The organism is Mycolicibacterium tokaiense, assembly GCF_010725885.1.
GTDB lineage: Bacteria > Actinomycetota > Actinomycetes > Mycobacteriales > Mycobacteriaceae > Mycobacterium > Mycobacterium tokaiense.
This window is the reverse complement of the sequence record NZ_AP022600.1, coordinates 5,812,402-5,836,209: the sequence shown is the minus strand read 5'-3', so window position 1 is coordinate 5,836,209 and position 23,808 is coordinate 5,812,402. Positions and strand designations below refer to the sequence as shown.

23 protein-coding genes are annotated in these 23,808 nt (G+C 68.6%); 9 read left to right on the top strand and 14 right to left on the bottom strand.

Going from position 1 to position 23,808, the window contains the following annotated elements:
• The first annotated feature begins 75 nt into the window (after positions 1-75).
• Entirely contained in the window at positions 76-1,365 is a 1,290-nt protein-coding gene (locus G6N58_RS28135) for a glycoside hydrolase family 183 protein (protein ID WP_232068037.1), read from the top strand.
• On the opposite strand, the gene G6N58_RS28130 is transcribed toward G6N58_RS28135, so the two are convergent.
• The 3 genes from G6N58_RS28130 to G6N58_RS28120 are packed head-to-tail and all read right to left on the bottom strand — an operon-like array spanning position 1,362 to position 3,093.
• Positions 1,362-1,772 (bottom strand): hypothetical protein, encoded by a 411-nt coding sequence (locus tag G6N58_RS28130; protein WP_115280605.1) that lies wholly within the window; start codon positions 1,770-1,772, stop codon positions 1,362-1,364. The two genes, G6N58_RS28135 and G6N58_RS28130, sit on opposite strands and share 4 nt — an antisense overlap.
• Before the next feature lie 24 nt (positions 1,773-1,796).
• On the bottom strand, positions 1,797-2,537 hold the full coding sequence (locus G6N58_RS28125) for an SDR family NAD(P)-dependent oxidoreductase (protein WP_115280606.1): 741 nt from the start codon (positions 2,535-2,537) through the stop codon (positions 1,797-1,799).
• Positions 2,530-3,093, bottom strand: coding sequence for a TetR/AcrR family transcriptional regulator (locus tag G6N58_RS28120; RefSeq protein ID WP_115280607.1), 564 nt, complete (start codon positions 3,091-3,093; stop codon positions 2,530-2,532). Before G6N58_RS28120 ends, G6N58_RS28125 begins: the two co-directional genes overlap by 8 nt.
• Positions 3,094-3,192: 99 nt before the next feature.
• Between G6N58_RS28120 and G6N58_RS28115 the strand changes: the two genes are divergently transcribed.
• Positions 3,193-3,930 (top strand): SDR family oxidoreductase, encoded by a 738-nt coding sequence (locus G6N58_RS28115; protein WP_115280608.1) that lies wholly within the window; start codon positions 3,193-3,195, stop codon positions 3,928-3,930.
• 4 nt (positions 3,931-3,934) lie between these two features.
• Here G6N58_RS28115 and G6N58_RS28110 read toward each other — a convergent pair whose 3' ends face one another.
• The 4 genes from G6N58_RS28110 to G6N58_RS28095 are packed head-to-tail and all read right to left on the bottom strand — an operon-like array spanning position 3,935 to position 8,908.
• Entirely contained in the window at positions 3,935-5,539 is a 1,605-nt protein-coding gene (locus G6N58_RS28110; RefSeq protein WP_115280609.1) for an ABC transporter ATP-binding protein, read from the bottom strand.
• Complete coding sequence (locus G6N58_RS28105; RefSeq protein ID WP_115280610.1) at positions 5,536-6,426, bottom strand: ABC transporter permease; 891 nt, start codon at positions 6,424-6,426, stop codon at positions 5,536-5,538. The genes G6N58_RS28110 and G6N58_RS28105 overlap by 4 nt, the downstream gene beginning before the upstream one ends.
• On the bottom strand, positions 6,423-7,379 hold the full coding sequence (locus G6N58_RS28100; RefSeq protein WP_115280611.1) for an ABC transporter permease: 957 nt from the start codon (positions 7,377-7,379) through the stop codon (positions 6,423-6,425). Before G6N58_RS28100 ends, G6N58_RS28105 begins: the two co-directional genes overlap by 4 nt.
• Complete coding sequence (locus G6N58_RS28095; protein WP_115280612.1) at positions 7,376-8,908, bottom strand: ABC transporter substrate-binding protein; 1,533 nt, start codon at positions 8,906-8,908, stop codon at positions 7,376-7,378. Before G6N58_RS28095 ends, G6N58_RS28100 begins: the two co-directional genes overlap by 4 nt.
• A 132-nt stretch (positions 8,909-9,040) precedes the next feature.
• Here G6N58_RS28095 and G6N58_RS28090 point away from each other — a divergent pair, with 132 nt between their 5' ends.
• Together G6N58_RS28090 and G6N58_RS28085 are read left to right on the top strand one after the other, a co-directional pair.
• Complete coding sequence (locus G6N58_RS28090) at positions 9,041-10,117, top strand: NAD(P)H-dependent amine dehydrogenase family protein (protein ID WP_115280613.1); 1,077 nt, start codon at positions 9,041-9,043, stop codon at positions 10,115-10,117.
• A 91-nt stretch (positions 10,118-10,208) separates the two neighbouring features.
• The gene (locus tag G6N58_RS28085) at positions 10,209-12,092 is read left to right on the top strand and encodes an Hsp70 family protein (RefSeq protein ID WP_115280614.1); all 1,884 of its coding nucleotides are present in this window, start codon (positions 10,209-10,211) and stop codon (positions 12,090-12,092) included.
• 7 nt (positions 12,093-12,099) lie between these two features.
• Here G6N58_RS28085 and G6N58_RS28080 read toward each other — a convergent pair whose 3' ends face one another.
• Positions 12,100-13,176 (bottom strand): class I SAM-dependent methyltransferase, encoded by a 1,077-nt coding sequence (locus G6N58_RS28080; RefSeq protein ID WP_115280615.1) that lies wholly within the window; start codon positions 13,174-13,176, stop codon positions 12,100-12,102.
• A gap of 81 nt (positions 13,177-13,257) precedes the next feature.
• Here G6N58_RS28080 and G6N58_RS28075 point away from each other — a divergent pair, with 81 nt between their 5' ends.
• On the top strand, positions 13,258-14,013 hold the full coding sequence (locus tag G6N58_RS28075) for an SHOCT domain-containing protein (RefSeq protein WP_115280616.1): 756 nt from the start codon (positions 13,258-13,260) through the stop codon (positions 14,011-14,013).
• Between the two features lie 4 nt (positions 14,014-14,017).
• Here the strand turns inward: G6N58_RS28075 and G6N58_RS28070 are convergent, their stop codons facing one another.
• The 4 genes from G6N58_RS28070 to G6N58_RS28055 form a co-directional block, all read right to left on the bottom strand.
• Positions 14,018-15,025 carry a glycoside hydrolase 5 family protein gene (locus tag G6N58_RS28070; protein WP_232068036.1) on the bottom strand — a complete coding sequence of 336 codons (1,008 nt, stop codon included), beginning with the start codon at positions 15,023-15,025 and terminating at the stop codon, positions 14,018-14,020.
• Positions 15,026-15,224: 199 nt separating this feature from the next.
• Positions 15,225-16,388 carry a GDSL-type esterase/lipase family protein gene (locus tag G6N58_RS28065; protein ID WP_163908502.1) on the bottom strand — a complete coding sequence of 388 codons (1,164 nt, stop codon included), beginning with the start codon at positions 16,386-16,388 and terminating at the stop codon, positions 15,225-15,227.
• A gap of 61 nt (positions 16,389-16,449) precedes the next feature.
• The gene (locus G6N58_RS28060; protein ID WP_115280618.1) at positions 16,450-17,082 is read right to left on the bottom strand and encodes an MBL fold metallo-hydrolase; all 633 of its coding nucleotides are present in this window, start codon (positions 17,080-17,082) and stop codon (positions 16,450-16,452) included.
• Between the two features lie 79 nt (positions 17,083-17,161).
• A complete protein-coding gene (locus G6N58_RS28055) occupies positions 17,162-18,250 on the bottom strand; it encodes an S-(hydroxymethyl)mycothiol dehydrogenase (RefSeq protein WP_115280619.1) in 1,089 nt (362 codons plus the stop codon).
• 90 nt (positions 18,251-18,340) lie between these two features.
• On the opposite strand from G6N58_RS28055, the gene G6N58_RS28050 reads away from it, so the two are divergent.
• The 4 genes from G6N58_RS28050 to G6N58_RS28035 all read left to right on the top strand — a co-directional run bounded on the left by G6N58_RS28050 (position 18,341) and on the right by G6N58_RS28035 (position 21,345).
• Entirely contained in the window at positions 18,341-18,784 is a 444-nt protein-coding gene (locus G6N58_RS28050; RefSeq protein ID WP_115280620.1) for a hypothetical protein, read from the top strand.
• Between the two features lie 35 nt (positions 18,785-18,819).
• Positions 18,820-19,878 carry a class I SAM-dependent methyltransferase gene (locus G6N58_RS28045; protein ID WP_163908693.1) on the top strand — a complete coding sequence of 353 codons (1,059 nt, stop codon included), beginning with the start codon at positions 18,820-18,822 and terminating at the stop codon, positions 19,876-19,878.
• A gap of 12 nt (positions 19,879-19,890) precedes the next feature.
• A complete protein-coding gene (locus G6N58_RS28040) occupies positions 19,891-20,715 on the top strand; it encodes a serine hydrolase domain-containing protein (protein ID WP_115280621.1) in 825 nt (274 codons plus the stop codon).
• 114 nt (positions 20,716-20,829) lie between these two features.
• Positions 20,830-21,345: a DUF3145 domain-containing protein gene (locus G6N58_RS28035; protein WP_115281997.1), complete on the top strand. Its 516-nt coding sequence runs from the start codon at positions 20,830-20,832 to the stop codon at positions 21,343-21,345.
• Here G6N58_RS28035 and G6N58_RS28030 read toward each other — a convergent pair.
• Together G6N58_RS28030 and G6N58_RS30985 are read right to left on the bottom strand one after the other, a co-directional pair.
• Entirely contained in the window at positions 21,317-22,228 is a 912-nt protein-coding gene (locus G6N58_RS28030) for a diacylglycerol kinase (protein ID WP_115280622.1), read from the bottom strand. The genes G6N58_RS28035 and G6N58_RS28030 overlap by 29 nt on opposite strands.
• Entirely contained in the window at positions 22,225-23,802 is a 1,578-nt protein-coding gene (locus G6N58_RS30985; protein ID WP_115281998.1) for an FAD-binding oxidoreductase, read from the bottom strand. The genes G6N58_RS28030 and G6N58_RS30985 overlap by 4 nt, the downstream gene beginning before the upstream one ends.
• Positions 23,803-23,808 lie beyond the last annotated feature (6 nt).

The following is a 23,808-nucleotide window of genomic DNA, read 5'->3' as shown; positions in this document are numbered from 1 at the left end:
CAACCCAAAAGCCCTGTGGTGGGCTGTGATTCGTGCCCGGAAGGCCCCATGACTCCGACCACGCGACTCGTGTCGATGACAGCCGCGTCCGCATTGGTGGCAGCGCTGGCCATTCCCGCCGTGGTGGTGGCGCCTGCGGCGGCCGATCCGTGTTCGGTGCCGCCGCCGAGTGCGTCCACGCGCGGCCTGGCTCCCTCGGCGTTGCCGAAGTTGCCGGTTCTGCATGTACCCATCGGACGCAAACCCGGAGCGGTGGCCAATCCGAACAACCTCACCCCCGCGCAGGCCGACAGCGCCGTCGCGCCCGAGACCACCGCGCGTGCCGCCGCCGCGCCCGCAGCGGCCACCGCAACCCGGGTGCAGTGGCTCACCGGACCAGAGACGGATTCCTACAAGCGGTTCGGAATCTCCGGGACCGACCTGGGCATCACGTGGGACAACGGTTCGGCCACCGATCCGCAGGTCCTCATCGCCTTCGGTGACACGTTCGGCAACTGCGCTGTGCAGGACCAGGAATGGCGCAAGAACGTCCTGTACCGCAGCGCCGACCGAAATCTGGCCGACGGCATGCGGATTCCCGATCCGAAGTTCGGGGACATCTACGCGGGCTCGCCGGTGGCCCAGCAGCGGCCTGACTTCTCGCGGCAGGTGATCGCCAGCTTGGGCGTCTCCGCCACCGAGGTGACGGTGATTCCCACAGCGGGGATCTCGGTGGGCAATCGTCAGTACGTCAACTTCATGTCGGTGAGTCAGTGGGGCAATCCGGGGCAGTGGTCCACCAACTTCTCGGCGGTGGCCGTCTCTGACGACAACGGTGAGACATGGACGGTGCCGCGCAGCGGAATCCGGCCCAGCTGGTTCAACACCGTCCCCGGTGTTCCGTTCGTCTGGGGTTTCCAGAACTTCCAGATGGCCGCGTACGTTCGTTCGGGCGGCTTCGTCTACGCCTACGGCACCGGCGCGGGTCGCGGCGGAATGCCTTTCCTGTCACGGGTTCCCGAGAACAAGGTGGCCGACAACTCGGCGTACGAGTACTTCACCCCGTTCGGTTGGATCAGGAACACGCCGTATCTGGCCCTGCAGGTGGTGTGGGCGCCGGGCAGTGAGATGTCGGTGGCTTACAACGAGCACCTGAAGAAGTTCGTGATGCTCTACACCAACACGCTCAACAATGTGGTGATGCGGACTGCCGACAAACCGGAAGGCCCGTGGAGTCAGGCGAAGACGATCGTGACGACCGCGCAGGTGCCGGGCGGGATCTACGCCCCGTATATCCATCCGTGGTCCAGTGGGTCGGACCTGTACTTCACGCTCTCGGTGTGGGACACCTACAGCGTGATGCTGATGCGCACGACGCTGAACTAGGCGTGCACGTCGGTTTTGCCGATGGCGAACCGCAGGCCGGTGCAATTGGAGCACGCGATGCACCCGATGCAGTCGGTGCACTTCAGGCACAGGACGCAGGCGATGCACCGCGTGCAGGCCACACATCCGAGGACCGCGACGCAGGCCGCGACGGCGACCGAGAGAACGGTCAGGACGCTCGCGGCCACGGCCACGCTGCCGGCCGTGCCGGACGAGCCGGCTACCGCGGTGCTGGCGACGGTGCCCACCGACGCGGTGACGCCCGCACTGACGGCAGTGGCCGCCGACCCGGCGACCGCAGTGCTGCTGACGGTGGCCACCGAGCCGGCCACCGCGATGCTGTGGACTGTGTCCTTGGAACCGGCGACTGCGCTGCCGTCTTCGGTTCCCGGGTGGCCCTCTTGCATGTGCACGGCGTTGATGATGCCAGCTCAGCCCGCCGTTTTCCCGTTATCCACCACGTAGACCGCACCGTGCACCGCCGAGGCGTCGTCGCTGGCCAGAAACGCGATGGTCTTGGCGACGTCGGCGACATCCATCAGTCCGCGCGGCGAGGCGATGCGCAGGATCAGGTTCCAGTCCGCGTTCTCGGGTGCGGCGAACTCGGTGGCCTGCGGGGTGACCATGCCGCCGGGGCAGACGGCGTTCACCCGCAGCTTGTCGGCGGTGAATTCGATGGCCAGCGCGCGGGTCATCCCGACCAGACCGTGCTTGGCTGCGCAGTACCCCGCCGAGTAGACCTCGCCCTCGACACCCGCGATGGACGAGACGTTGACGATGTTGCCTGCCGATTCCAGCAGATGCGGCAAGGCCGCGCGGCACAGGAAGAACGGCCCGTTGAGGTTGACGGCCAGATCGTAGGCCCAGTCCTCGTCGCTGACGTCGCGGGTGTGCCGCATGGTGTGGAACCCCGCCACGTTCACCAGAACATCGAGGCGGCCGAACTTCTCGACGCAGTTGTCCACCGCCTGTGCGCACGCCTGCGACGAGATGATGTCGACGGATTCGTAGACCCCGCCGGGCACGTCGTCGAAGACCGCGGCCATGCGCTCGGCGTCGCGGGAGATCCCGTACACCGAGGCGCCCCGCGCCGCGAACAGTTGTGCAACGGCGGCGCCGAGTCCGGAAGAGGCGCCGGTCACCAGGGCCACTTTGCCCGTCAGGTCAGTCATTGTGTGACTGTCTCACACGCAGCCCGTCGAGAATCACCTGCAGCAGGTGTTGGGCCCGTTGCTCCCACTCGGCGTCCTCCAGGCGGGTGAGATAACCGATCAGCAGGATCACGTCCCGGGCGTCGACATCGTCCCTGAGCTGCCCGGCGTCGCGCCCCGCGGCGAGCAGGACGCTCACCGCGTCGCCGATGGGGCCCAGGCTGTGCGCCGACAGATCCCTCCATACCGCGACCTCGACGGCGGAGAACACGCCCCGCTTGACCCGCGCGTACTCGGCCACCCGGTCGAACCAGCGTGACAGCGCCTCCGCCGGCTCGAACTCCGTCAGCAGTGCGGGCGCAGCCGCGGTGAGGTCCTCGACATCGGCGCGGTACACCTCGGCCAGCAGGTGTTCGCGGGTGGGGAAATGCCGGTACAGCGTGCCTTGGCCGACCCCGGCGGCCTTGGCGATGGCGTTGAGCCGCACATCATCTGAGCTCAGCAACTGCTCACGTGCGACCTCGAGGATCCGGTCGCGGTTCTGCACGGCGTCTGCGCGTCGGCGCGATTCGGCCATCGGTGGCTCCCTCCCGGGGGATGCTAAACGGACACATGTCCGCTACGGTGGAACGCGGTAAGCGGACAAATGTCCACTTTAGTCGAGAGGTTGATGGAGATGAGTGCAGAGGCGAAGGTCGTGGCGATCACGGGAGCCGGGACCGGGATCGGCGCCGCAACCGCGGAGCTGTTGGCGGCCCAGGGTCACCCGGTGGTGCTGGCGGCGCGGCGGCAGCAGCGTATCGACGGGGTGGCCGCACGGATCCGGGCGCAGGGAGGTGTCGCCCTCAGCGTGGTCACCGACGTCACCCGGTACGCCGACATGGAGACCCTGGTCGCCGCGGCGGTGCGTGAGTTCGGACGCCTCGACGTCCTGGTGAGCAACGCCGGAATCGCGAAGACCGGGCTGATCGCCGAGCGCGACGTCGCCGGCTGGACGGCCATGATCGACGTGAACTTCCGGGGCGTGTTGCACGGAATCGCCGCAGCACTGCCCGTTTTCCGGGAGCAGGGGCGGGGACACTTCGTGACCACGATCTCGACCTCGGGGCTCAAGATCGTGCCGAGCCAGGGCGTGTACGCGGCGACGAAGAACGCGGTGCGCACGCTTCTGGAGGCGTTTCGTCAGGAGAACACCGACGGCGTGATCCGCACGACGTCCATCTCTCCGGGCTACGTGGCCACCGAGCTGGCCGACACGATCGAGGACGACACGCTGCGCGCGCAGGTCCGGAAATCCATGGCGGACTTCGGTTTGGACGCCGCTGCGGTGGCCCGGGCCATCGCCTTTGCGATCGAGCAACCGGCCGACGTGGAGATCGGCGACATCACGATCCGCCCCACCGTGCAGAGCTGACCTCTCACCGGACGTCGGCGCGCGGTCGCGCCGGGGGTACCGCGTCGAGCAGGGCGCGGGTGTAGTCAGCGGCCGGATCGGCGAACAGCTCAGCCGCCGGGCGGTTCTCGACGACCTCGCCACGGCGCAGCACCACCACCCGGTGGCACATGCGCTGCACCACCGCAAGGTCATGGGCGATGAACAGGTAGGTCAGCTCCAGCTCGGACTGCAACCGCCCCAACAGGTCCAGCACCTTGGCCTGCACGGAGACATCCAGCGACGCCGTGGACTCGTCGAGGATCAACAGTTCCGGCTCCGTGGCCAGCGCCCGGGCGATGCTGACACGCTGACGCTGGCCGCCAGACAGTTCGTGGGGATACCGATCGGCGAATTCGGCCGGGAGCCCGACCATCTCGAGAAGCTCGGCCACCCGGGCCGCCCGGCCGCTGCGGCCGTCGGCCAGCTTGTGCACCAGCAACGGCTCGGCGATTGCAGAACCCACCCGCGCCCGCGGGTTCAACGAGGAGAACGGGTCCTGGAACACCAGGCTGATCCGGCGGCGTAGACCCGCTGCGGCACGGCCGGACGCGGCGAACACATCGGTGTCACCCAGCGTGGCGCTGCCGCCGTCCGGGGCGAGCTGGCCGGTGAGCGCGGCAGCGACCGTCGACTTGCCGGATCCGGACTCGCCCACCAGGCCCAGCGTGGAGCCCCGCGGAATCTCGAACGAAACCCGTTTCACCGCATGCACTTCCGACGTCCCGGTGGGGCCGCGGACCGGGAAACGGACGTCCAGATCCCGAACGTCGAGCAGCACCGGTGCGCCGGGATCCGCGGCGGCGGGTCCGCGGTCGCCGATCATCGGCCGGGCGGCCAGCAACTCGCGGGTGTAGTCATGGTGCGGACGATCGAAGACGTCGAGGACCGGTGCCTGCTCCACCGCTTCGCCGTCGCGCAGCACCGTCACCTGGTCGGCCACCTGCCCGATGACGCCGAGGTCGTGGCTGATCCACACGACGGCGGTGCCGAAGTCGTGCTGCAAGGTGCGGACCAACTCGATGATCTGGGCCTGAGTGGTGACATCGAGTGCCGTGGTGGGTTCGTCGGCGATCAGCAGCGCCGGATCGCACGCCAACGCGATGGCGATCATGACCCGCTGGCGTTGACCGCCGGACAGCTGGTGCGGATAGGCCTCGAGTCGCTGCTGCGGATCGGGCAGCCCCACCGCCTCCAGGAGTTCCAGGGCCCGGTCCTTGGCCGCGCGGCGGGTCTGATTGCGGTGCGCCTCCAGCGATTCGGTGATCTGGCGTTCCAGGGTGAGTAGCGGATTCAACGAGGTGCCCGGGTCCTGGAAGACGAAGCCGATGCGCCCGCCGTGCACCTTCCGCAGGGCGCGGGCCGTGGCGCCGACCAGTTCCACCTCACCGTCGAGCAGAGCCGAGCCGCTGACCGTGGCGCCGGGGGCGTCCAACAACCCGGTGGCACCCAGCACGGTCATCGATTTGCCCGACCCCGACTCACCGACCAGACCGAGCGTCTGTTCGCGCTCCACCTCGAAGGAGACACCGCGCACGATCTCCCGTCTGCCGATGCCCACCCGCAGGGCGTCGACCCGCAGCACACTCATGCGCTGCCCCCGGTCTTCCGGGTCTCGGCGATGGTGCGCTGCTTGGGATCGAGCACGTCGCGCAGCCCGTCGCCGAACAGGTTGAAGGCCAGGACGGTGAGGAAGATGGCGACGCCCGGGAACACCGCCATCCACCAGGCCAACGTCACGAAGCCCTGGGAGTCGAAGATCATCCGGCCCAACGAAGGCTGCGGCGGCTGGATTCCCAAGCCCAGGAAGGACAGCGCGGCCTCGGAGAGAATGGCGAACGCCAACGACAGCGAGGTCTGGACGATCAGCGGTCCGGCGATGTTGGGCAGGATGTGGCGCCGCAGGATGTAGCCGTGGCCGGTGCCCATGGTGCGCGACGCCGCAACATACGGCTCCACCCGCACGCTCAGGGTGCTCGCCCGGGCCACCCGCGCGAAGATCGGGGTGTAGACGATGGCGATGGCCAGGATGGTGGTGGTGACCCCCGGCCCCAGGATGGCCACCACCGCCAGCGCCAGCAGCAGCACCGGGAAGGCGAACATCACGTCGACGATGCGCATGAACACCGCGTCCAGCCAGCCGCCCCAATAGCCGGCCACCAGGCCCACTGTCACCCCCACCACGGCGGCAATGACCACGCTGACCACCGCTACCTGCATTGAGGCCTGGATGGCCACCAGGACCCGAGACAGCACGTCACGGCCCAACTCGTCGGTGCCGAACCAGTGCGCCGCACTGGGGCTCTGGAGCGCATTGGGGACGTCGATGTCGTTGATGCCGTAGGGAGTGATCCAGTTCGCGGTGACCGCGATGAGCGCCACCAGCAGAAGCAGCGCGCCGCTGACCACCGTCACCGGATTGGACAGCAGAATGCGCCACGACGACAGTCGGGCCTCGGCCGTGTTGCTCGGGGTCATGACAGCCGGATCCTCGGATCGACAACGGCGTACAACGCGTCGACCACCAGGTTGATCAGCAGGAACAGCGCCGCGATCAACAGCACCGCGCCCTGGATCACCGGGTAGTCGCGCGCGGCGACGGCGTTGAACACCAGGCGTCCCAGGCCCGGCCAGGCGAACACCACCTCCACGACGATGACGCCGCCGAGGATGGTGGCCAACTGGATGCCGGTGATGGTCAGCACCGGTACCAGGGCGTTGCGGACGATGTGCCGCTGGGTGATGACCGACGGCGCAAGGCCTTTGGACCGCGCGGTGCGGACGTACCCGGACGACGCCACCTCCAGCACTGCGGAGCGGATGTAGCGAGCCATGATGGCACCGGCGACGACCCCGACGGTGAGCGCGGGCAAGATGATGTGCTGCAGCCATCCCGCCGGGTCGCCCAGTAGCGGTCGGTACCCCGAGGTGGGCAACCAGCCCAGTGTGGTGGAGAACAGGGCGATCAGCAGGATGCCCATCCAGAAGTCGGGGACCGAGACGCCGAACTGGCTGGTCACCCGGACGATGGCGTCGCTGAGCTTGCCCTCGTGCAGGGCCGAGTAGATGCCCGCGGGCACCGCGAAGGCCAGCGCGAAGATGATCCCGACCACGGCCAGGGACACGGTGGCCGGAAGCCGGTCCAGCAGCGTGAGGGTGACGGGATCACCGTTGCGAAAGCTCACGCCGAGATCGCCGGTGAGTGCCGAGCCGATATACGAAAAGAACTGCTCGATCAGCGGGCGATCCAATCCGCTGGCCGATCGCAGCGCCTCGTAGGCTTCAGGAGAGTATCTGGTGCCCAGGGCGATTCGCACCGGGTCGCCGGGGACCAGGTGAACCAGGGCGAACACGACCACCAGCACACCGAACAACACGATCACGGTGTAGAGCAGCCGCCGGGCCAGGAAGCGCAGCAACGGAGACGTCACGCCGCACCCTCCTCGCTGAGTTCTGCGGTGCGGAATCGGATGGCGCCGTCGCGGCGCGCTTCATACCCCTGCAGGGCAGGCGTCCACGCCTGGATGACCGACGGATTGTAGAGGTAGATGTAGCTCACGTTGTCGGCGATCAGGGTGGCGGCCTTGGCGTAGTCGTCGGCCCGGGCATCGCGGTCGGTCTCCACGCGGCCGGCGTCGAGCAGTCGGTCGACCTCGGGGTCGGAAAACTTCTGCGCGTTGCTGGTGCCGTCGGTGTGGTGCTGGGCGTAGTAGAAATCGTCCGGGTCGATGTTGCCCAACCAGCCCATCATCAACATGTCGAAGTTGCCGTTGTTCTGCTCGTCGAGCCAGGTGGCGAAATCCACCGTGCGGATGTTGACGGTGATGCCCAGCGGCGCGAGGTTGTCGGCGATGATCTGGGCGGCGGTCACGGTCTCGGGATACTCGCTGGTGACCAGCATGTCCAGATTCTGCGGCTGCGACTCTGCCTCTTGCAGAAGCGATCTGGCTCTGTCGATATCGTAGGAGTAGGTGTCATACGGCGTGAACCACGGGTTGCCCTCGGGAATGGCCAACTGGTTCAGGGCCGCGGTGCCATAGCTGGTGGCCGCCACGATGGCGTCGCGGTCGATCCCGTAGGCGACGGCTTGGCGCACCCGCACGTCGTTCCACGGCGGTTTCGCATTGTTGAGCGCCAGGTACCAGTAGTCATTGCTGGGCGTCACCGCCAGCGAGAGCGAATCGTCACCCTCGAGCTGCGAAACCCGTTGCGTGGGAATCGAATCCGTCCAGTCCACCTCGCCGGCCTGCAGTGCCGACAGCGCGGTCGACGGCTCGGAGATGAACCGGAAGGTGACACCGGGAACCTTCGGTGGGCCGCCCCAGTAGTCCGGATTGGCCCGCAGCGTGATCGAGTCACCGCTGCGTTGCCCGGCGAACGCGAACGGGCCGGTGCCCACCGGATTGGTGGCGATCTCACCGCTCTCGACATTGCGGCGCGACACGATCGCCATGCCTTTGAAGCCGCCGAGGTTGGTCAGCAAGTTGGGGGTGGGCCGGTCGAGTCGGATGACCACGGTGGCCGGGTCCGGCGCGCTGACGTCGGCGACCGCACTGAACTTGTCGACGTTGGTCAGCCCTTCGTCGATGATCCGGCGGTAGGAGAACACCACGTCCTCGGCGGTCAACGGGTCCCCGTTGTGGAACCTCACTCCGGGGCGCAGACGGAACGTCCAGGTGAGCTCGTCCGGGGACACCTCCCAGGACTCGGCCAGAGCGGGCTTCATCTCCAGGTCGGCGTCCGGTTCGACCAGGGTGTCGAACACGTTCTCCAGCACTTCGAACGAGAAGTACGCCGAGGTCTTGTGCGGATCCAGTTGATCGGGCTCTCCGGCGATCGCCGCGACCAGGTTGCCGGCGCCGGCGCCCAGGTCAACCCGTTGGCCGGTTGAGCAGCCCGTGACGAGCAGGAGTACTGCAGACAGCACAGCGACAGCGGCGGACACCGCTGGTCTGCGCATCAGAATTCACCCCACGATCGGATACGACGGCCCGTAGGGGTTGCCCGGAAACAAAAATCGGTAAACCGCCTTGTTCGGGACAACTTCGCCGATCTCGGCTTCCGGCGCCGATGTGCGTGTCACTGTGTGTGCATGGCACCGAAACGAGTGGTGGTGTGGGGCACCGGCTTTGTCGGGCGGATGGTGATCCCCGAGATCGTCGATCATCCGAACTTCGAGCTGGTGGGGGTGGGTGTCAGCAATCCCGACAAGGTGGGGCGCGATGTGGGGGAGATCTGCGGGATGGCCGTCCCGGTGGGCGTCGCGGCCACCGATGACGTGGATGCCTTGATCGCACTCCGGCCGGATGCGTTGGTGCACTACGGTCCCACCGCGGCCCACGCCGAGGACAACATCCGGCTGATCTCACGGTTTCTGCGGGCGGGGATCGACGTCTGCTCGACGGCGATGACACCGTGGGTGTGGCCCGCGATGGCCGTCAACCCGCCCAACTGGATCACCCCGATCGAGCAGGCTTGCGCCGAGGGCGGCGCGTCATGCTTCACCACGGGAATCGACCCGGGGTTTGCCAACGATCTGTTCCCGTTGACCCTGATGGGGCTGTGCTCGCAGGTCCGCAAGGTCAGGGCCTCCGAACTGCTGGATTACACCAATTACGAGGGCGACTACGAGTTCGAGATGGGCATCGGTCGGGAACCGGAGTTTCGCCCGCTTCTGGAACACCCCGAGGTGCTGATCTTCGCCTGGGGTGCGACGGTGCCGATGATGGCGCACGCCGCCGGAATCGAGCTCGACACGATCACCACCACCTGGGACAAGTGGGTGACGCCCACCGAACGCAAGACGGTGAAGGGAGTCATCCAGCCGGGGCAGGTGGCGGCCGTGCGGTTCACCATCAACGGCGTCTTCCGCGGCGAGACCAGGATCCAGCTCGAGCACGTCAACCGGATCGGCCACGACGCCGCACCGGACTGGCCCTCGGGCAGCGAGGACGACGTGTACCGCGTCGACATCGAAGGAACGCCCAGCATCTTCCAGGAGACGGCATTCCGGTTCACCGACGGCTCGGGGCGGGATCCGGCGGCGGCCGGCTGCCTGGCCACCGGTCTGCGCGCGCTGAACGCGGTGCCTGCCGTCAACGATCTACCGCCCGGCTGGGTGACCGCCCTGGACCTGCCGCTGATCCCCGGGGCAGGCACCATCCGCTGATGTGCTGACGTAACACCGACCGGGCGGGAACCGAGAAACCCAACACAGGGAGTCTCGGGGCCGAAGCAGGTGTCGGCCCGGATGGGATGAGATGACAGGCGAAACGGTGCAGGCGGTCGGACTGTCCATCGGCGCCACCGGTGTGGCCGCTGTGACTTCTGATACCGCGGTGGTGAGAACACCGGTGTTGACGCTGACGGAGCGGCAATTGCCCGTCGTCGGGACACCGGAGGAGAACCCACAGCGCCGCGCGACTGCGCAGGACCGGGTGCTGGCCGATTTCGTCGACCGGGTGGGCGACCCGGTGGGCATCCTGGCTTCCGATGGGTCCAGTCACCTTGGCGAGCGGGTGCTGGCCGAGGCGCTCCGGTCGCTGACCCGGCTGGCCGGTGGGCTGGGGCCGCAGGTGCGTCCCGCGGTGAGCTATCCCGCGCACTGGCGCACCCGGGAAGTCGACGCGCTGCGAGCGGCGCTGCGTGACGTGCCGGAGTGGTCCCGAGCTGCCGTCCCGCTGATTCCCGACGCCACCGCCGCGGCCATCGCGCTGCACCGCACCCCTGGACTGCCGACCCGCGGGGTGATCGCGCTGTGCGATTTCGGTGGTAGCGGCACCAGCGTCACGCTGCTCGATGCCGCCGCGGGCTACCGGCCCATCGGGCCCACGGTGCGCCACCTCGACTTCTCCGGTGACCTGGTGGACCAGGCGCTGCTCACCCATGTCATGGGCGGCCTGGCCGATGCCGGCGCCGTAGATCTCTCCTCGACCTCAGCCATCGGATCGCTGACCGCGTTGCGGCGCAGTTGCCGGTCTGCCAAGGAGCGGCTGTCGCAGGCCACCGTGAAAACGCTGCCGGTGGACCTGCCCGGGCACCGCGGCGAGGTCCGGCTCACCCGGACCGAACTCGACGAAGTGGTGCGGGCCCCGCTGCGGGGAGTCCTGGCCGCCCTGGACGACACCATCCAGCGCAACGGGCTGCGACCGGCCGATGTGGTGGCCGTCGCGACCGTCGGTGGCGCCGCCGCCATGGTGGCCGTCACCGCAACGCTGTCCCACGCTCTGCGGGCGCCGGTGATCACCGCTGTGCGCCCCGCCCTGGCAGCGGCCACGGGCGCCGCCCTCCACGCGCTGCGCAGCGCCGACGACAGCGGCACCACCGCCATGGTCCCGGCGTCGATGACCTCGACCATGGCGGCTGCGGTCCCCGACCCGGCGCCCGCTCTGGCCTGGTCGCAGGCCGATGATGTCCCGGAGTCGGCCGACGGCGACGGCTGGACCGGGGCCCGCCCGTACGTCGAGTTCGTTGCCGAACCGCAGCAGAGCGGCGAAGCGGACGTGGTGGCCCCGTGGCACCGCCGACCTGCGCTGGCTGTGGGTGCCGCCGCAGCGCTGCTGCTGGTCACCGCAGGCGGGGTCGGCATCGCGATGACCGGGGATTCGACCGCCACGCAGACTGCCGGGCCGTCGGCGGCCGCTCCGGCACCGCCGCCCGCAGCCGAACCGGTTGTGGCACAGCCGCCGTCACCTGTGCCGGTGGTACAGCAGATCCAACCCGTGACGGGGATGCCGGCACCCGTGACCCGAAACAAGGTCATCCGGGGCGCGGCGCCCGCGCCGGCAGCGCCACCGCCGGCGGCGCCCGCCACGACGGCTCCGCCGACCTCGACGCCGCCGACCACCACGACGGCCCCGCCGACCACGACGCCGCCGACCACGACGACGGCTCCGCCGACCACGACTCCGCCGAGCACCACGACGGCTCCGCCGACCACGACACCGCCGAACACCCCCACTCCGAGTTCTACGACCCCGAGTACCGCGGCGCCGCCAGCCAGTTCGGCGCCCGAAACGCCTGTCCCGCAGCCTGATCCACCGGCTTCCGACCCGGTGCCGCAGGACGGCCAAGCGCCGCCCTGGACGTTGCCGCCGCTGCCGATCATCCCCGAGTTACCTGCCCTCGGGGCGCCGCAGGGGTAGTTCGGCGTCAGCCGGGCCGGCCGACCTTGGTCAGCACCACGGTGGCCAGTGGAATCACGATGTGCTGGGGTGCGGCGGCCAGCTGGGCAGCGACGTGGGTGTGCAAGCGGCCCAAGAACTCGGGACGGCGCGCCTGGTCGACCGACGCGGCCAGCGCAGGAAACACCGATGCTGCGGCCAGGTCCGCCCAGTGTGCACCGAACGCCGCGCGATCCTCGTCCGCCTGGTACCGCGTCCACGCGCGATCTTCACCGTGGAACACCTGCACCCGCTCGATGATCAGATCCTCGAACCGGTCCCGGGGCGCGAACGGCACGCCGAAGTCCTTGGCGGATCGGCTGACCATCGGAATCGACATGCCGGCCAGCTCATCTGCGGTGATGAACCCGTCGGTGCACAGAGCGTCCAGACCGGCGAGGATGGCGTCCAGCACCGGCCGGAACCCGAATTCGCCGTCCTCGTCGACTGCCAACGTGAGCACCACCAGGCGCCCGCCCGGGCACAACTCCCGGCCGCGGAAGGCGACGAACTCATGCCAGTCGTGCGCCGCCTGGCGTGCGTAGGCCGCGCGGACGTCGGCGTCGGCCGAACACGCCGCCTGGATGTGGTCGGGCACCGGAACGGGCGACCGGCTCAACCACTGGCACGCCCAGGAGCTCCACCCCAGCGTGACGCTGTTGGACGGCAGGATCTGGCCGTAGAACGAGCGGCCGACAGCGGAGGCGAACGTCGCCGCGTCGTTACGCAGGTAGCTGTCGGGATCGTCGGCGAGCGTCTGGAACAACGCGGTGAAATCGTTCTCCGCGATGTCGGTGTGGACCACGAGGACGGCGTGCTCGCTGCGGGTTCGCCCGCGCAACGTGCGGATGGCCGTACCCACCGGAACCAGCGAGTTGTGACCGGTGGCTGCGCCGTAGTCGACCAGCACCACCGGCTGCGGAGCCTGGGGGAGTGGCACCTGCGCGGCGCACTGCTCGAAAAGTGCTGTGGCCTCCAGCAATCCGGCTGCCTGCAGCCGGGAGGATTCGGTGTAGCGGGGGCTGCCCAAGGGCTCGGGCCGCACCACGATACTGGACTCGCGCATACCGACGACGGTAGTCCTGTACGGCGCCTGGCACCCGCCGATATGTACGCCGGGAACCCCCGGCCGTGTCAGACTTCGGCCATGGCCGGCTCGCGTAGCGTCGCAAAGCTCGTGGTGGGCGCTGCCGTCGCCATGTTGGTGGTGTCCATCGTCGGGTTCATCACGACCCTGCTGCTGCACATCTTGGTCTGGGATGAGTTCGATGCCTACGGCGAGGTGCCGATACCCGGGTCGGCGAGTCTGGAACTACCGCAGGGCGAGGTGACGATCAGTTTCCACACCCAGATCATCGGCTCCGGCGGTACGTTGCCGGTGCCTCCCATCTCGGTGGGCATCATCGCTCCCGAGGGCGTGCCCGACCCGCAGCTGACCGAGGACATCGGTGCCACCACCACGGTCAACAACGACGCCCGGGTGCAGGTGTGGCTGGCCCGGATACCGCAAGCCGGGGTCTACGACATCACCACCAACGGGCAGGTGGGTGCGTTCGTCAGCCCGCGGTTGGCGTTCGGGCACGGCAGTGGGCTGGGGTGGTTGCCGGTGGTGTTCGGCGTGGCGATGGGCGTCAGCATCCTCGACCTGGTGATTGCACTGTTCTGGGTGACGCGGGCGAAGCCGAAACCCGTTGCGCCCGTCAGCCTGCTGGACTTTCCTGAGTTCGCCGACGTGGACACGGACCGCCGCGACGCGGTACGTGATGCGCCGGTGTCCTATGAACCGACCGAGGCCGGTATCCGCATCCAGCAACTCAAGACCCTGGCCGCGCTGCGCGACTCCGGTGCCCTGGCCGAGGACGAGTTCGAATCGGAGAAACGCCGCCTGCTCGAAGGCCGGTGAGGAATCAGCTGCTGGCGGCGCCGATCATCCGGAACAGTGGATCGTTGGGGCCGATGTCGAGCGTGCACTGGTCCAGCCGAGGGTCTGGCACGTAGGACCAGAACATCACCCCCGCGGCCCCATGGGCGCGCTGTGCGCCGACGATGAGGGAGATCTCCTGCTCGCGTTCGGCCAGTGATGTGCACGGGGCGCCGGCTTCCACACCCACCTCGGCCACCATCAGGGGCTTGCCGAGCTCGTGCGCCTGCTCGATGCGTCGCTGCAACCCGTCACGGGTATCGCCGGGAAACGAATCGGTGGACTGGTAGTAGTGATATTCCACCACGTCGATGCCGGGGGATGCGGCCACCAGTTCGTAGTCCTGGCCTACCGAACCACACTGGCCCCCGCCGGTGTGACCGCTGAACAACAATGCGTCGGGGTCGAGCGCCCGGATCTGTTCACCCACGTCGTCGAAGAACGTCCGCAGTACTGCGGCGGAATCCGCCGGGCAGAACCGGGTCTGCCACCCGCAGTCGGCGTCGGTGCACACGCCCGGCTCGGGCTCACCCACGGCGGTCCACCCGGCCAGGGCGGGGGAGCCGCCCCAACGATTGACGGCCAGCTTCAGCCAGTCGCCGAACGGCATTGGAGCGTCCTGGGACATCTGGTACTTCCAGCCACCGGCGTACCAGTCGTAGTCCTTGAACCACTCGTTCTCGCAGCCGCCTTCGCCGCCGGTGAGTACGGCGATGAGGAGTTGGTTGTGCCGCAGTGCCGCGTCGAACACGGCGTCGAGGGCGGAGAAGTCCAGCCGGCCCGTGCGCTTGTTCACCGCGAAGCTGGAGTAGACGTTGATCCGGGTCAGGGAATGGGGGGGCAGGCTGGAGAAGTACCGGTCGAGATCGACCTGAGCACCGCAGCCGGCGTTGATGTCCCAGTTGGTGCCCAGCTGGTAGGCGTTGATGCCGACCGGCCACCACGGCCGACCGTCCAGGGTCAGCGCGGTGCCGCTGACGCCCACCTTGGGCATGGGGTACGGGCTCGTTGCTGCCGAGTTGGTGGGGTAGAGCGGGAGTTGTGGTTCGGGGGCGCACGAGACAGCAAACGTCGCCGCGGTTGCTACCAGCGCAGAAATGCACCACCGCCACGCTCTTGTGGACATTCGCCCGGTCCCCACCCGGGCCAGCTTACCCAGCTGACGGGTGCGTCAAACAGTTAGCTGGGCGGAGTCAGACCCACGGCCCCCACGGGCCGGACGTCGCAGCGACGAATCGGTCGGCGATCAGGCGGTGGGTGTCACCGTCGGGGTGCAGCCCGTCGGGCAGGGGATGCGCTGCTTCATCCTGCGGTCCGTACAGATCCAACCCGTCCACGTAGTGCAACTGCGGGTCGGCGTCGCGACGATGCGCCAGCACCGCAGCGAGTTCCGCCCGGATCGTGGTCAGCGTGAGGCGGCGCAGGGCGGCCGGCGTTTCGGGGGTGTCCGGCGCCCCGGTGGCCTGGAACCGCACCTCGCCGCGAGTCAGCGCAGTGGTGTCGAAGGCGCCCGGCCCTGGAGTGGTCTCGTGGATGGGGCAGTACAGCGGCCCGATCACGATCAGGGGCACGGTGGGGTGCTGGTCGCGGATGAGGTCGAGGAAGCCGTGCACCGCGGGCCGGAACGCCCGCTGCCGCATCAGGTCCGCGTTGACCAGATTGATGCCGATCTTGACGCTGATGAGGTCGGCGGGCTGCGCAGCAATGGCGCGGGCGGTGAACGGGTCCAGCATCGCGCTTCCGGACAGGCCGAGGTTCACCAGTTCCAGGCCGGCCTGCGCGGCGGCCAGTGCCGGCCAGGTGGTGCTCGGCGTATCGGCGTTCGAGCCCTGGCTGATCGAGCTGCCGTGATGCACCCACACCCGACGACTGCTCGGTGCCACGGTGATCGGTGCATCAGACCGCAACGCCACCAGCTCGACCCGTTCCCGGTGGGGCAGCCAGATCTCGATCTCCTTGGTCCCTGCAGGCAAGCCGTCAAAGCGCAGTGTCGCCGTCGGGCCGGGCTCGCGATCCACAGCCCCGGTGGCCGGGTCGAGACGGGTGACCTCGCCACCCGACGTCAGCGCCGTCTCGACCAGGCGGCCGTCGACCCGCAGATCGACCGCCCCGTCCGGGCGGTCCGGAATCCCGGCGATGACAACCCGCGAACGCAGGATGTCCAGTTCCACGACCGTGGCCGACGACCGGAACACGAACCGCACACCCGAGGGCTGAGACTCGGCGGTGTGCAGCTGAGCATCGTCGGTCTGCTCCCGCTCGGCTTTCGGCAGTCGGTGCGGCAGCAGACCGCGGCCGGTGTCTTCGAGCTCGGCGGCGCCGCGCAGCAGGTCGGCGTTGATGGGGTGATTGATCACAATGTTGTCAGCGCCGCTGAGTGCCTGCTTGTTCCTCGCAGCGCCCCTCGGTGCCCGCTTGTCAGTGCCCGCGGGCCACCCAGTCGTCGTAGTTGACGATCTCGTCGCCGATCTTGGTGGTGTCACCGTGGCCGGTGTAGACCACGGTGTCCTGCGGCAGGGTGCCGAGTCGGTTCTTGATGGAGTCGAGGATGGTGGGGAAGTCGGAGAACGAGCGGCCGGTGGCGCCGGGTCCGCCCTGGAACAGGGTGTCCCCGGAGATCACGGCGTTCAGCTCGGGAGCGAACCAGCACACCGAGCCCGGGGAGTGTCCGGGGGTGTGCAGCGCGATCAGCTCGATGCCGCCGGCCTGCAACCTCTGGCCGTCCTCGACACTCCGGAAGTCCTTGCCGGGGTGGGTCATCTGCCACAGCACGTCGTCGGCCGGGTGCAGCAGTACCGGCGCGTCGAGGGCTTCGCCGAGTTCGGGTGCGACGGTGACGTGGTCGTTGTGGCCGTGGGTGCAGACCACCGCGACGACGTTGCGGCCGGCGACGGCCTCGATGATCGGGGCCGCGGTGTGGGCGGCGTCGAAGACCACGACGTCGGAGTCGTCGCCGACGATCCAGATGTTGTTGTCGACGTCCCAGGATCCGCCGTCGAGCTCGAATGTGCCGGAGGTGACCAGCCTTTGGATGTTCAGCTTGTCACTCATTTGTTCGCCTCGTTCCCATCTCTCGGCCCCCTGCGCTCCGCGCGGGCGGTACCCCCAGCGCTCGTTCTGCTCACTCGCCTCACGGGAGCATCACCACCGAGCGCAGCACCTCACCGGCGTGCATCTTGTGGAAGGCGTCTTCGATGTCGTCGAGGCCGATGCGTTCGGAGACGAACTTCTCCAGCGGCAACCGGCCCTGCAGGTACAGCGAGATCAGGGTGGGGAAGTCGCGCTCGGGCAGGCAGTCGCCGTACCAGCTCGACTTCAGGGAGCCGCCGCGGGAGAAGAAGTCCACCAGCGGCATCTCCAACTGCATGGTCGGCGTCGGGACACCGACCAGCACCACGGTGCCGGCCAGATCGCGGGCGTAGAAGGCCTGCTTCCAGGTCTCCGGACGTCCCACGGCGTCGATCACGACGTCGGCGCCGAACCCGCCGGTCAGATCCTGAATGGTCTCGACCGCGCCCAGCTCCTTGGCGTTGACCGTGTGGGTCGCGCCGAATTCCCGGGCCCAGGCCAGCTTCTTGTTGTCGGTGTCCACGGCGATGATGGTCTTGGCGCCGACCAGGGCGGCTCCGGCGATGGCGGCATCACCGACGCCGCCGCAGCCGATGACGGCCACGGTGTCGTCGCGGGTGACCGCACCGGTGTTGATGGCCGCACCGATGCCGGCCATGACACCGCAGCCCAGCAGTCCCGCGACGGCGGGGTCGGCGTCGGGATCGACCTTGGTGCACTGCCCTTCGTGCACCAGGGTCTTCTCGACGAAGGCGCCGATGCCCAGGGCGGGGGACAGTTCGGTGCCGTCGGTCAGTGTCATCTTCTGGGTGGCGTTGAAGGTGTCAAAGCACAGGTGTGGGCGGCCGCGTTTGCAGGCGCGGCACTGCCCGCAGACCGCGCGCCAGTTGAGGATGACGAAGTCGCCGGGCTCGACGTTGACCACGCCGTCGCCGATGGCTTCGACGGTGCCGGAGGCTTCGTGGCCGAGCAGGAACGGGTAGTCGTCGTTGATGCCGCCCTCGCGGTAGGTCAGGTCGGTGTGGCAGACCCCGCAGGCGATGATCTTGACCACCACTTCACCGGGGCCCGGGTCGGGGATGACGATGTCGGTGACCTCCACCGGGGCACCCTTGGACCGAGAAATCACACCGCGCACTGTCTGACTCATGCCTACAACCTAATGGGTAGGGGTGCCCGGACGGGCGGTGTGCGAGCACCTCCGTGTGTGGCAGTCGGTGTGCCGGGGAATGGGGTCACCATGGATTCCAGGCACGAAGGTCGGCTGATCGTGTTCTCCGTCGGCGCCGCAGTCGTCGCGTTGGCGGGCGCAGCTCTGGCCTACGTCGCGGGTGCGTCGGCGTGGCTCAGCGCGGTCGTCAGTGTGGTCCTGCTGATCGTCCTGACTCTCGCGGCGCGGCGGGCCCAGACCAGGCGCTGGGGTTTCGCGCGCCGCAGCCGGCGCGGTGAATACCGCGGTCGCAGTGTGGAAGTGGTCTTCGACGAACGGCTGGTCTTCCTCAACCGCCTGACTCTGGTGGTCGATGGACAGCAGGTCGATCAGACCACCATCTGGTACGGAACCAGACTCTTGCGCGGTGACGGCATCACGGTCGAGGTGGGGTCGGGATGGATCGGCGAATGCACCGGTGTCGAGGTTCGCAGCGCCGACGGGCCCACGGTGGCATTGCAGGAGCAGGGCTGAAATTCGTCAGCGTCAGCCGCGCCGCCGGCGCGACAATGCTGGACATGACGGAGACCACCGAGGAGTTCGCGGAGCGGATGACTGCCGCGATCGACAGCGCCAGCCTGACCCTGCTGGCCAGCATCGGGCACCAGAGCGGGCTGTTCGACACCATGGCCACCCTGCCCGCGGCCACCAGCACGCAGATCGCCGATGCCGCCGGCCTGCACGAGCGTTATGTCCGGGAGTGGCTGGGCGGACTCACCGCGGCGGGGGTGATCGAGTTCGCGCCCGCCGAGGCGACCTACGTCCTGCCCCCTCATCGAGCGGCGGTTCTGACCCGCGCCGCCGGGCCGGCCAACATCGCGCGGGTGGCGCAGTTCATCCCGCTGCTCGCCGAGACCGAACAGAAGATTCTCGGTTGCTTCCGCGACGGCGGCGGCCTGTCCTACGCCGAATACCCGCGCTTCCACGCCCTGATGGCCGAGCAGAGCGGGGAGGTGTTCGACGCCGCGCTGGTGGAGGTGGTGCTGCCGCTGGCCGGGCTGACGGAGCGACTGCACGACGGTGCCGATGTCGCGGACTGGGGCTGCGGCAGCGGCCATGCCGTCAACGTGATGGCGCAGGCGTTTCCGGCCAGCCGCTTCACCGGCATCGATTTCTCCGAACAGGGTCTGGAAGCGGCCCGCTCCGAAGCCGCCCGGCTGGGGTTGCCGAATGCCACGTTCGAGGCGCACGACGTGGCGAGGCTCGAGGTCGACGGGGCCTACGACGTCATCACCGCGTTCGACGCCGTGCACGACCAGGCGCAGCCGGCGGCAATGCTCGCCAATATCTACCGGGCGCTGCGCCCCGGCGGGATGTTCCTGATGGTCGACATCCGGGCATCCAGTCGGCTGCAGGACAACATCGGGGTGCCGCTGGGCACCTACCTCTACACCGTGTCGACCATGCACTGCATGTCGGTGTCGCTGCACCACGACGGCGCCGGGCTCGGCACGGTGTGGGGGCGGCAACTCGCCGAGGCGATGCTGCGCGACGCCGGCTTCACCGACATCACCGTCACCGAGATCGACTCGGATCCGATCAACAGCTACTACGTCTGCCACAAGTAACGTCGTGCCTCGATGAGCGCACTCGATCTCCTGGACGACTGGCCCGTTTCGACCGCCGCCGCGGCGGTGGTCGGGCCCTCCGGCGTGCTGGCCGCCCACGGCGACCTGGACCGTCGTTTCCGGCTCGCGTCGGTGACCAAACCGCTGGTCGCACGCGCGGCACAGGTGGCCGTCGAGGAGGGGGCGGTCGATCTCGACACCGAGGCCGGCCCGCCCGGATCCACCGTCCGGCACCTGCTGGCGCACACCTCGGGGCTGGCGATGCTCGACGACAAGGTGATCGCCAAACCCGGCACCCGGCGGGTGTACTCGAACACCGGGTTCGCGGTGCTGGCGCAGACGATCGAGCGGGCCACCGACATCGACTTCGCCGAGTATCTGAGCGCAGCGGTGTTCGAGCCGCTGGGGATGGCCACGTCGACGGTGGAGGGCGGGGCGGCCGCGGCCGGCTACGGCGGGTTCTCGACCGTGTCCGATCTCGTGTTGTTCGCCTCGGAGTTGCTGACCCCGGAATTGGTGTCAGAGGCGATGGCCACCGACGCGATCTCGGTGCAGTTCCCGGGGCTCGACGGGGTGCTGCCCGGGTACGGAGCGCAGCGGCCCAACGACTGGGGGCTGGGTTTCGAGCTCCGTTCGGATAAATCCCCGCACTGGACCGGGGCGTCGAATTCTTCGCGGACCTTCGGTCATTTCGGCCAGTCGGGCACCTTCATCTGGGTGGACCCGGAGGTGCAGTTGGCGCTGGTGGTGCTCACCGATCGGGACTTCGGTGACTGGGCCCACCCGCTGTGGCCTGCTGTGTCTGATGAAGCTCTGAGAGAATTCGCGGCACACTAGCGCAACACATGCCCCACAGGGCACAATAGACACGCGTGACACACGTTTTGTAATGCTCGAAGTTCTGCCAGGTCGTTGGGGAAGACGTCCCTCGTGGAACTGAAGGAGCAGCCAATGCGTGCGTCGAACCAATTTGCCGACGCGGCTACCGGTGTGGTGTACGTCCACGCCTCACCCGCGGCGGTCTGCCCACACGTGGAGTGGGCGCTGTCGTCGACCCTGAATTCGAGGGCGAACTTGAAGTGGACGCCGCAGCCGGCCATGCCCGGGCAACTGCGTGCGGTCACGAACTGGGTCGGTCCCGTGGGGACCGGCGCCGCACTGGCCAATGCGCTGCGCTCGTGGTCCGTGTTGCGGTTCGAGGTCACCGAGGACCCGAGCATCGGTGTCGACGGCCAGCGCTTCTGCCACACGCCGTCGCTCGGTTTGTGGAGTGGCGCGATGAGTGCCAATGGCGACGTGATGGTGGGCGAGATGCGTCTGCGCGCCCTGATGCGCGAAGGTGCCGACATGCTGGCGTCGGAGTTGGACTCGGTGCTGGGCACCGCATGGGACGAGGCGCTGGAGCCCTACCGCACCGGTGGGGACATCGGCGCGGAGATCACCTGGTTGCGCGAGGGCGTGGGGTAAGTAGTCGCAGCGCACCCGGCACCGCCTCGATGGTGGCCGGCAGGGGGCAGGCGTAGTCCCCGTCGGCGTAGGCGTTGATGCCGGGGGAGTCGACGGTCAGGCTCTTCACCCGGGTCGTGGTCACCGAGTCCAGGTCGACGTGGGTGCCTGTGAACACCGTCGGGAACAACCGCACCAGACGCGCTCGGGAATCCGAGGCCACCATCGTCACGTCCAACAGCCCGTCGCTGTGGTCCGCTCCCGGGCAGATCAGCATGCCGCCGCCGTAACTGCGCGTGTTGCCGATCGCCATGAACGTCAGGGCCCGGTCCTCGGTGGGGCCGCCGTCGAAGGACACCCGGAAAGGCAATAGCCGCAAGCGGGACAACTCGGCGGCCATCGCCACGTTGTACCGCATCCGGCCGTGCGGCCAGCGCATCCGATTGGCCCGATCGGACACCAGCGAATCGAACCCCGCGGCCACCACGGTGCCGAACCACCGGATCGACCCGTCCGGTGCGGTGATCCGGCCCAGGTCGACAGTCTCGGTGTGTCCGTCGGCGATGACGTCGGCGGCCGCTTCGGGATTGTCCGTCGGCAGCCCGTACTCCCGGGCGTGGTCGTTGCCGGTGCCTGCGGGCACGATGCCGAGCGGGGTGTCGCGGGTGGCGAGCGCCTGCAGCGCCAGGGCGATCACGCCGTCACCGCCGACCACCGCCAGCGCGTCGGTACCGCGGTCGAGCGCTTCGGCGACCAGGCGGGCGGCGTGCGCGGCATCGGCGCCGACGATGGCGGTGACGTCGACTCCGCGCTGCTGGAACCGGACGATGGCCCGTTCGGCAGCGTGCGGGGCGTTGCCGTGCCCGGACGCCGGGTTGGTCAGGACCGTGACGCGGGAGATCACGGAATCAGCTTGCCGGGGTTGAGGATTCCGGCCGGGTCGACACACTGTTTGACCGCCCGCAGGATCTGGACTCCGACCTCGCCGATCTCCTGGCCCATCCACGGGCGGTGATCGGCGCCCACGGCGTGGTGGTGGGTGATGGTGCCGCCGGCCGCCATGATCGCCTCGGACGCGGCGGCTTTCGCCTTCTGCCACTGCTCCAGCGGGTTGCCCCGCTGGCCTGCGACCACGGTGAAGTACAGCGACGCCCCGGTGGGATACACATGGGAAATGTGGCACAGCACCAGCGCCGGGGTGCCCGATTCGGCCAGGGCGCCGGTCAGGGCCGCGGTGACGGCCTGCTTGAGCGCGTGCAGGTTGGACCAGCTGGTGGCGGTCTCCAGGGTCTCGCAGAGGGCGCCGGCGGCCAGCAGCGAGTCCCGCAGATACGGCGCGTTGAAGCGGCCGTGCTCCCATGCCCTGGCCGGCGCCTCACCCAGCGAGGTCCCGAATTGCTCCAGCAACTCCCGGGTTTCCTGGTGACGGCTCGCGGTGTGGCTGTCGGTTCCCTCGAAAGCCGTGACGGCCAGGCACCCTCCGGTGATCTGTTCTTCGCCGATCTGGTCGGTGGTGGCCAGGTTCACCCCGGTCTCGGCCTCGTCGGACAACCGGATGACGGTGGGACCGGTCCCGGTCTGGACCACCGCCTTGAGCGCGGCGGCGCCGGTGGCGAAGTCGGGGAAGCTCCAGGCTTCATAACGCGTGCTGGCGGGGACCGGGTGCACCCGCAGCCGGACGCGGGTGATGATGCCGAAGACCCCCTCGGAACCGACCATCAGATGACGCAGGTCCGGGCCTGCGGCCGACTCCGGAGCGCGGCCCAGATCGAGGACGCCGATGGGCGTGACGGCGCGCAGTCCGCGCACCATGTCGCTGAAGCGCCCGTACCCAGCGGAGTCCTGACCCGACGAGCGGGTCGCGGCGAATCCGCCGATCGTGGCGAACAGGAAGCTCTGCGGGAAGTGTCCCAGCGAGAAACCGTGCTGGGCCAGCAGTTCCTCGGCGCGGGGACCGGTGACACCGGCGCCCAGCTCGGCCTCACCGGACTCTGCGTCGAGGGTGTGCAGCTGATCGAATCGACGCAGGTCCAGGCTGATGACGGCGTTCAGGGCGCCCCGGTCGGGGTCCAGTCCGCCCACCACGCTGGTGCCGCCACCGAAGGGCACCACCGCGATGCCGTGCTGCGAGCAGTACGCCAGGATGGCGGCGATCTCGTCCTCGGTGCCGGGCGTCAGCACTGCGTCCGGAGCATCCTGCAATTCGGATGAGTTGCGGCGCAACAGGTCCAGGGTGGACTTGCCTCCGGCGCGCAGCAGCCGGTCCGCGTCGTCGGTGCTGAGGTTGGTAGCGCCCACCAGGGCGGCCAGCGCCTCGGTGTGCGCGGCTGTCAACGTGCTGGGGCGTAGCCGCACCTCCTCGGCGCCGGGTTCGGGTGCGTCGGGGGCGTCGACGCCGAGGGCTTGGGACAGCAGCGTGCGGATCCCCTCGGACAACGGCTTGGCAGCGGCCGGGTCACCCCAGGCGTTCCACTTCATCGGCGG

Excerpts from the sequence above, each read along its gene's own strand:
- G6N58_RS28090 (WP_115280613.1), top strand. The coding sequence starts at position 9,041 with ATGGCACCGAAACGAGTGGTGGTGTGGGGCACCGGCTTTGTCGGGCGG.
- G6N58_RS28095 (WP_115280612.1), bottom strand. The coding sequence starts at position 8,908 with ATGCGCAGACCAGCGGTGTCCGCCGCTGTCGCTGTGCTGTCTGCAGTA.
- G6N58_RS30985 (WP_115281998.1), bottom strand. The coding sequence starts at position 23,802 with ATGAAGTGGAACGCCTGGGGTGACCCGGCCGCTGCCAAGCCGTTGTCC.
- G6N58_RS28075 (WP_115280616.1), top strand. The coding sequence starts at position 13,258 with ATGGCCGGCTCGCGTAGCGTCGCAAAGCTCGTGGTGGGCGCTGCCGTC.
- G6N58_RS28040 (WP_115280621.1), top strand. The coding sequence starts at position 19,891 with ATGAGCGCACTCGATCTCCTGGACGACTGGCCCGTTTCGACCGCCGCC.
- G6N58_RS28045 (WP_163908693.1), top strand. The coding sequence starts at position 18,820 with ATGCTGGACATGACGGAGACCACCGAGGAGTTCGCGGAGCGGATGACT.
- G6N58_RS28070 (WP_232068036.1), bottom strand. The coding sequence starts at position 15,025 with ATGCCCAAGGTGGGCGTCAGCGGCACCGCGCTGACCCTGGACGGTCGG.
- G6N58_RS28105 (WP_115280610.1), bottom strand. The coding sequence starts at position 6,426 with ATGACCCCGAGCAACACGGCCGAGGCCCGACTGTCGTCGTGGCGCATT.
- G6N58_RS28050 (WP_115280620.1), top strand. The coding sequence starts at position 18,341 with ATGGATTCCAGGCACGAAGGTCGGCTGATCGTGTTCTCCGTCGGCGCC.
- G6N58_RS28130 (WP_115280605.1), bottom strand. The coding sequence starts at position 1,772 with ATGCAAGAGGGCCACCCGGGAACCGAAGACGGCAGCGCAGTCGCCGGT.
- G6N58_RS28110 (WP_115280609.1), bottom strand. The coding sequence starts at position 5,539 with ATGAGTGTGCTGCGGGTCGACGCCCTGCGGGTGGGCATCGGCAGACGG.
- G6N58_RS28085 (WP_115280614.1), top strand. The coding sequence starts at position 10,209 with ATGACAGGCGAAACGGTGCAGGCGGTCGGACTGTCCATCGGCGCCACC.
- G6N58_RS28080 (WP_115280615.1), bottom strand. The coding sequence starts at position 13,176 with ATGCGCGAGTCCAGTATCGTGGTGCGGCCCGAGCCCTTGGGCAGCCCC.
- G6N58_RS28060 (WP_115280618.1), bottom strand. The coding sequence starts at position 17,082 with ATGAGTGACAAGCTGAACATCCAAAGGCTGGTCACCTCCGGCACATTC.
- G6N58_RS28035 (WP_115281997.1), top strand. The coding sequence starts at position 20,830 with ATGCGTGCGTCGAACCAATTTGCCGACGCGGCTACCGGTGTGGTGTAC.
- G6N58_RS28135 (WP_232068037.1), top strand. The coding sequence starts at position 76 with ATGACAGCCGCGTCCGCATTGGTGGCAGCGCTGGCCATTCCCGCCGTG.
- G6N58_RS28125 (WP_115280606.1), bottom strand. The coding sequence starts at position 2,537 with ATGACTGACCTGACGGGCAAAGTGGCCCTGGTGACCGGCGCCTCTTCC.
- G6N58_RS28120 (WP_115280607.1), bottom strand. The coding sequence starts at position 3,093 with ATGGCCGAATCGCGCCGACGCGCAGACGCCGTGCAGAACCGCGACCGG.
- G6N58_RS28055 (WP_115280619.1), bottom strand. The coding sequence starts at position 18,250 with ATGAGTCAGACAGTGCGCGGTGTGATTTCTCGGTCCAAGGGTGCCCCG.
- G6N58_RS28115 (WP_115280608.1), top strand. The coding sequence starts at position 3,193 with ATGAGTGCAGAGGCGAAGGTCGTGGCGATCACGGGAGCCGGGACCGGG.